The following is a 265-nucleotide window of genomic DNA, read 5'->3' as shown; positions in this document are numbered from 1 at the left end:
AACGTGCTGTGAACGTTGCGCCTATTGTGCCAGGCGAGTTGATTGTTCAAGAGCTCAGCCAGTATGAAATTATAGTTTTCGACAGCCACATGCCGCTTCATGAACGCCACGTGCAACTCAGCGGTAAACTCAAGACGCTTATTTTGAATGAACGCCACTTTAAGTTGAAAGGCTTTGGAGCGCTGATCCGTGACCTCATAGTCTTTTTCAACGGGCGTGAAGATACTGTCCAGGTGCGACTGATATTGCTCGCCAAGATTGAGGT

General features: G+C 47.9%; 1 protein-coding gene. It reads left to right on the top strand.

The features are described from left to right. On the top strand, positions 1 to 265 hold a 265-nt coding region (locus tag AAEZ06_RS27460; protein ID WP_350617272.1), incomplete at both ends, for a hypothetical protein.

This window comes from Pseudomonas sp. HY7a-MNA-CIBAN-0227 (genome assembly GCF_040310325.1).
Taxonomy (GTDB): domain Bacteria; phylum Pseudomonadota; class Gammaproteobacteria; order Pseudomonadales; family Pseudomonadaceae; genus Aquipseudomonas.
Note: the sequence above shows the minus strand (reverse complement) of the source record. Positions and strands in the feature narration are given on the sequence as shown.